The sequence below is a fragment of the Ramlibacter sp. genome (genome assembly GCF_013697775.1).
Taxonomy (GTDB): Bacteria; Pseudomonadota; Gammaproteobacteria; order Burkholderiales; family Burkholderiaceae_C; genus Ramlibacter.
The window spans coordinates 1-6251 of sequence record NZ_JACCWG010000217.1; the positions used below are offsets into that span (position 1 = coordinate 1).

6 protein-coding genes are annotated in these 6251 nt (G+C 69.7%); 3 read left to right on the forward strand and 3 right to left on the reverse strand.

Features of this window, described 5'->3' with window-relative positions; genetic code table 11:
• Positions 1-735, reverse strand: a 735-nt coding sequence (locus H0U68_RS10895; RefSeq protein ID WP_296355453.1) for a Glu/Leu/Phe/Val dehydrogenase dimerization domain-containing protein, incomplete at its 3' end; no start/stop codon positions are given.
• A gap of 208 nt (positions 736-943) precedes the next feature.
• Here H0U68_RS10895 and H0U68_RS10900 point away from each other — a divergent pair.
• Together H0U68_RS10900 and H0U68_RS10905 are read left to right on the forward strand one after the other, a co-directional pair.
• Positions 944-2089 carry an acyl-CoA dehydrogenase family protein gene (locus H0U68_RS10900; protein ID WP_296355461.1) on the forward strand — a complete coding sequence of 382 codons (1146 nt, stop codon included), beginning with the start codon at positions 944-946 and terminating at the stop codon, positions 2087-2089.
• A gap of 17 nt (positions 2090-2106) precedes the next feature.
• Entirely contained in the window at positions 2107-2454 is a 348-nt protein-coding gene (locus tag H0U68_RS10905) for a YciI family protein (protein WP_296355455.1), read from the forward strand.
• Between the two features lie 7 nt (positions 2455-2461).
• Here the strand turns inward: H0U68_RS10905 and H0U68_RS10910 are convergent, their stop codons facing one another.
• Positions 2462-2884, reverse strand: coding sequence for a hypothetical protein (locus H0U68_RS10910; RefSeq protein ID WP_296355456.1), 423 nt, complete (start codon positions 2882-2884; stop codon positions 2462-2464).
• Positions 2875-5658, reverse strand: coding sequence for an isoleucine--tRNA ligase (gene ileS / locus H0U68_RS10915; protein WP_296355458.1), 2784 nt, complete (start codon positions 5656-5658; stop codon positions 2875-2877). The genes H0U68_RS10910 and ileS overlap by 10 nt, the downstream gene beginning before the upstream one ends.
• A gap of 148 nt (positions 5659-5806) precedes the next feature.
• On the opposite strand from ileS, the gene H0U68_RS10920 reads away from it, so the two are divergent.
• The gene (locus H0U68_RS10920; protein ID WP_296355459.1) at positions 5807-6145 is read left to right on the forward strand and encodes a hypothetical protein; all 339 of its coding nucleotides are present in this window, start codon (positions 5807-5809) and stop codon (positions 6143-6145) included.
• Positions 6146-6251 lie beyond the last annotated feature (106 nt).

A 6251-nucleotide genomic window follows, 5' to 3' on the forward strand; every position in this document is an offset into this window, starting at 1 on the left:
CGCGGCGTCCAGCGTGCCGCCCAGCGCGCAGGGCGCGTACACGTCGGCTTCGCTTTGCGCGATGCGGCCGGCCGGCACGGCCTCGGCGCCGAACAGGTGCTCGGCGCGCCGCACCACGTCGTCACGCACGTCCGCCACCAGCAGCACGGCGCCCTCGCTGGCCAGCAGCTCGCACAGCCGCCAGCCCACGTTCCCCAGCCCCTGCACGGCCACGCGCAGGCCACGCAGCGTGTCACGGCCGAAGCGCTGCCGCACGGCCGCGCGCATGCCGACCAGGCAGCCGAACGCCGTGCTCGCCGATGGGTCGCCGCTGCCGCCCACGTCGGCCGGCGCGCCCATCACGTGGCGCGTGACATCGCGCAGGGTCGCCATGTCCTGGCTGGAGGTGCCCATGTCCTCGCCGGCGATGTAGTCGCCGCGCAGCTGCTCGATGGCGCCGCCCAGCGCGCGCAGCATGCCCGCGTGCAGCGATTGGCCCGGCGCGAGCAGCACCACGCTCTTGCCGCCGCCGAACGGCAGGCCGCTGCAGGCGGCTTTGCGGGTCATGCCGCGCGACAGGCGCAGCACGTCAGCAACCGCCTCGGCTTCATCCGCATAGGCACGGGCGCGGCAGCCGCCGATGGCGGGGCCCAGCCGCGTGTCGTGAATGGCGATGATGGCGCGCAGTCCCGAGGCGCGGTCGGCCACGAACACCACGCGCTCGTGCGCATCGAAATCAACGGAGTCGAACGGCATCGCAATCCTTTTGTGCTGAAGGCGCCGGATCGTAGGAGCCGGCGCGCGCGCCGGCTTGGACGGCAATGCCCCCGGCACCATGCTCCCTGCTGCGCCGGGGTGCGGCCGCACTTTCCTCCAAGCCACGGCGTGCGCGGCGACCCACACTCGTGCACGACAACCGTTTCCATCCATTCCGAGAGAGCACAACGACATGGCCATCCATTCCGTGGTCGAGCGCGACCTGTATGAACCGGAGCACGAGCAGTTCCGCGATTCGCTGCGCACCTTCATCAAGCGCGAGATCGCGCCCAACCTGGAACGCTGGGAGCAGCAGGGCCACGTCGACCGCGAGGCCTGGCGCAAGGCCGGCGCCGCCGGCTTCCTGTGCATGGGCATTCCGCAGGCCTGGGGCGGCGCCGGCGCCGACTACCGCTTCTGCGCGCTGCTGCGCGAGGAGATGGCGCGCGCCGGCGTGAGCGGAACCGCGCTCGGCATGGGCCTGCATTCCGACGTGATCGCCCCCTTCCTGCTGCGCTACGGCACGGAGGCGATGAAGGAGACATGGCTGCCGCGCATGGCGCGCGGCGAGGCCATCGCTTCCATCGGCATGACCGAGCCAGGCGCAGGCTCCGACCTGCAGGCGGTGCGCACCACGGCGCGGCGCGACGGCGGCGAATACGTCATCAACGGCTCCAAGATCTTCATCACCAACGGCTGGCAATGCGACTTCGTGCTGCTGGTGGTGAAGACCGATCCGGCCGCCGGCTCCAAAGGCCTGTCGCTGGTGCTGGTGGAAGCGGACCGGCCCGGTTTCACCAAGGGCGCGCCCCTGAAAAAGCTGAGCCTGCGCATGGAGGACACCAGCGAACTCTTCTTCCAGGACGTGCGGGTGCCCGTGTCCAACCTGCTGGGCACCGAGGAAGGCCGCGGCTTCTCCCAGCTGATGGGCGAGCTGCCCTGGGAGCGGCTGCAGATCGCGATCTCGGCGCAGTCGGCCGCCGAGGCGGCGCTGGAATGGACCATCGACTACGTGAAGCAGCGCCAGGTGTTCGGCAAAGCTGTGATGGATCTGCAGAACACGCGCTTCAAGCTGGCCGAGTGCGCCACGCAGATACAGATCGGCCGCGTGTTCATCGACCGCTGCATCGCACTGGCGGCCGAGGGCAAGCTGAACAACGCCACCGCCGCCATGGCCAAGCTGTGGTGCACCGAGCTGCAGGGCCGCGTGACGGACGAATGCCTGCAGCTGCACGGCGGCTACGGGATCATGTGGGACTATCCGATCGCACGCGCCTATGCAGACGCGCGGGTGCAGCGCATCTACGCCGGCACCAATGAGATCATGAAAGAAATCATCGCCCGCACCTTTTGACGACAAGGAAAACGCACATGGAACTGTTCGCCATCTACGCACTCGACAAACCCGGCGGTGCCGAGGCCCGCCGCAAAGCGCGCGCGCCGCACCTGCGCTTCATCACCGAGCATCCCGAGGCCTTCGTCTACGGCGGTCCGCTGCTGGGCCCGGACGGCGCCACGTGCGGCAGCCTGATGATCCTGCGCGCCGAGAACCGCGCCGCGCTGGACCGCCACATGGCGCAGGACCCGTACTTCAACTCCGGCATGTTTGCGAGCGTCGCCGTGTGGCCGACGCGCCAGGTCATTCCGGAAGCGTCATCAGGCGCACTGAAGGCGGAACTGGAGAAGCAACTTGCGGTAGACGCGGCGGCCAAAGCCTGAGCGGCAGCTACGCCGCCCCCAGCCGCGCAAGCGCCGCCGCAAACAGCAACGCTTCGTCGCGAGGAAACTGCCGCAGCGCTTGCCGTGCCTGCTCGCGCCCGGCACGTTCCAGCTGACCGCAAACCACCCGCCCCTCGGGTGCCAGGCTGAGCCACCAGGTCCGCGCGTCCAGTGCGGACCGTTCGCGCAGCACCAAGCAATCCTCCTGCAGCGCCCGCACGATGCGGCTCATGTGGCCCAGGTCGATTGCCAGCGATGCCCCCAGCCGCCCGGCCGTCGTGCGGCCGCAGCGGCCGATGAGCAGCAGCACGGCGTCCGACGTCGGGCAGCAGGGCCGCACGCCCGCCCAGGCGCCGAGCATGCGCGCGCAGCGCAGCAGCGCGTCGGCCGGCAAGTCATCGGCCGGCGACGCCAATGCGCTCACACCCATTGCCGGACCTCGCCCGCGCCGTGCAGGTTACCGTCGCAGCGCCCGCACAGGGCATCCTTTTCCTGCTGCGCGGGCGCTGCGTGGAAGTGCCAGCAGCGAGGGCATTTGACGCCGCCGGCGGGCGCCACTTCCACGCGCGTGGCGCCATCCGCGGATTCGACAAGGTCGGCGGCCGAGACCTGGAAGGCGTAGCGCAGCTCGCCCTGCAGCGAGCGCAGGATCGCCAGGTCGTCCGGCGCGGCGTGCAGCACCGCGCCTGCCGACAGCGGCGCGCCGATGGCACCGGTCTGCCGCACGGTTTCCAGCTGCTCGTTGACTTGCCTGCGCAGCTGGACGACGCGCTCCCACTTGACACAAAGGCGCGCGGCCTCCTCCGTGGGCAGGCCCAATCCGTCACCCCAGGTTTCCAGGAACACCAACGCATCCGCATCGCCGCGCAGCACCTGCCAGGCTTCCTGCGCGGTAAAGCTCAGGACCGGCGCCAGCAGCTTGAGCATCTCGGTCGCGATCCGATGCAGCGCCGTCTGCGCCGAGCGGCGCGACGGCGCATCGGCACGCGCGGTGTAGAGCCGGTCCTTCAGCACGTCGAGGTAGAAGGCACCCAGTTCCTCCGAGCAATACGCCTGCAGCCGCTGCGACACGGCGAGGAAATCGAAGCGTCCGAAAGCCTGCGTGCAGTGGCGGTGCGCCTGCTCGAAACGCGCCAGCGCGGCGCGGTCAAGCTCGACCATCTCGTCCCATGGCATCGCCTGCGTGGCCGCATCGAAGTCCGCCACGTTGGACAGCAGAAAGCGCAGCGTGTTGCGGATGCGGCGGTAGGCCTCCACCGTGCGCTGCAGGATGGTGGGCGACACCGACATTTCGGCCGAGTAGTCGGTGCTGCACACCCACAGCCGCAGCACGTCGGCCCCCATGGCGTCGCACACCGCCTGCGGTGCCACCACGTTGCCGCGCGACTTGCTCATCTTGCGGCCGTCGCCGTCGGTCACGAACCCGTGCGTCAGCAGCGCGCGGTAGGGCGGGCGGGCGTCGAGCGCGCAGCCCGTCATCAGCGAGGAGCCGAACCAGCCGCGGTGCTGGTCCGAGCCTTCCAGGTACAGGTCGGCCGGCCACATCTGGCGCGCGCCGGGCGCCCGGTACACCGTGCGGTGCACCGAGCCGGAGTCGAACCACACGTCCAGCGTGTCGCCGGATTTCTCGTACAGCGCCGCATCGACGCCCAGGTCTTCGCAGGTGAGATCGAACCAGGCGTCGATGCCGTGCTGCTCGATGCGCCGCGCCACGTCTTCGATCAGCGCGTCTGTGCGCGGATGCAGCTCGCCTGTGTCCTTGCGCAGGAAGAACGGGATCGGCACGCCCCAGGTGCGCTGGCGCGACACGCACCAGTCGGGGCGGTTCCGCACCATCGCCGTCAGGCGCGAGCGGCCCCATTCGGGATAGAAGCGCGTGTCCTTCGTTCCCTGCAAGGCCAGTTCGCGCAGGCTGGACGGCTGCCCCGGCGCCGGCCGGTCCATGGCGATGAACCACTGCCAGGTCGCACGGAAGATGATGGGCACCTGGTGGCGCCAGCAGGTGGGATAGCTGTGCACGAGGCTGCCGTGGTGCAGCAGCGTGCCCGCCGCGCGCAGCAGTTCGGGAATGCGCTCCACCGCCTGCGCCAGCGGCAGGCCGCCCACGCCTTCGGTGCCGGGCAGGAAGCTGCCGTGGCTGTCGATCGGGTTGCGCACCTCCAGGCCATATGGCTTGGCAGCCAGGAAGTCCTCCACGCCGTGGCCAGGCGTGATGTGCACCAGCCCCGTGCCGGCGTCCAGGGTGACGTGGCCGCTCACGATCATCAGAGACTCGCGCTCGTAGATGGGGTGCTTGAGCCGCAGGCGGTCGAACGCCGTGCCGCGCGCGGTGGCCAGCAGTTTTACTTGGCGCCCGTACTTGTCCAGGCAGGCCTGCGCCAGCGGCACGGCCAGCAGCAGCAGGCGATCGCCGGCGTCGTACAGGCCGTAGTCGGCTTCGGGATTGGCGGCCACCGCCACGTTGCCGGGAATGGTCCACACGGTGGTGGTCCAGATCGCCACGCCGCAGGGCTTATCGGGCAATGCGGCGAGGCCGAATGCCGCGGCCATGCCGTCGCGGTCCAGCACCGGAAAGGCGACGTCGATGGTGGGCGAGCGGATGTCGGCGTATTCCACCTCCGCTTCGGCCAGTGCCGATGCGCACTCGCAGCACCAGTTCACCGGCTTCAGGCCGCGGTACAGCAGGCCGCCGCGCAGCACCTCGCCCAGCGCGCGCACCTCCTCGGCCTCGGTGCGGAAGTCCATGGTGCGGTAGGGATGCTCCCAGTCGGCCAGGATGCCCAGGCGCTGGAAATCGCGCATCTGCTGCGCCACCTGCGAAGCGGCGTAGGCGCGGCACAGCTTGCGCGCCCGCGCGGGCGGCAGGCCGCGGCCGTGCTCCTTCTCCACGCGGTGCTCGATCGGCATGCCGTGGCAGTCCCAGCCGGGCACGAAAGCCGCGTCGTAGCCGGCCATGGTGCGGCTCTTGATGACCGTGTCCTTCAGGATCTTGTTGACGGCATGGCCGATGTGGATGTCGCCATTGGCATAGGGCGGGCCGTCGTGGAACACGAACAGAGGGCGCCCCGCGCAGGCCGTGCGGATGCGCTGGTAGGTGCCCTGCTCCAGCCACCGCGCCGCCCACTGCGGCTCACGCCGCGGCAGGTCGCCCTTCATGGGAAACACTGTTTCAGGCAGGTTCAGCGTCGCGCGGTAGTCGGCCATCGGATGCGGTGTTCCGTTCAATGAAGGTTGCGCCAGTCTAGGAATTCGCGCCTGCGCGAGCTTGCATGGAAATGCTGGTGCGCCTCCGCTCGGCCGCGCGCCACTTTCGTGCAATCGGCTTCGCGCTGCGCCGCCTAGAGTGCCGCGCATGCCCTCCCAAACGCACCCAACCTTCGCCGGCGCGCTGCGCCCCGTGGCGCTCGAAGACAAGTACCTGGCTGCTTCGGGCCACCACTTCCTGAGCGGCATGCAGGTGCTGGTGCGCGCCCTGCTGAACCAGGCCACGCGCGATGCCGCGCGCGGCTGGCGCACCGGCGGCTTCGTCAGCGGCTACCGCGGCTCGCCCCTGGGCGGCTTCGACAAGGAGCTGTGGAAATGCAAGGACCTGCTGGAGCCGGCCCGCATCGTGTTCCGCCCCGGCGTGAACGAGGAGCTCGCGGCCGGCGCCTGCGCCGGCACCCAGCAGCTAGGTGTGATGTCTCAATAGGTTGTTCATCCGTCCCGGATTTGGGAAGCTGTGGTTACCAGGCCCCAGGAACCCATCTCAGGAGAACGGATGAACAGCCATAAGCATGCGCGATTGACGCCCGCAG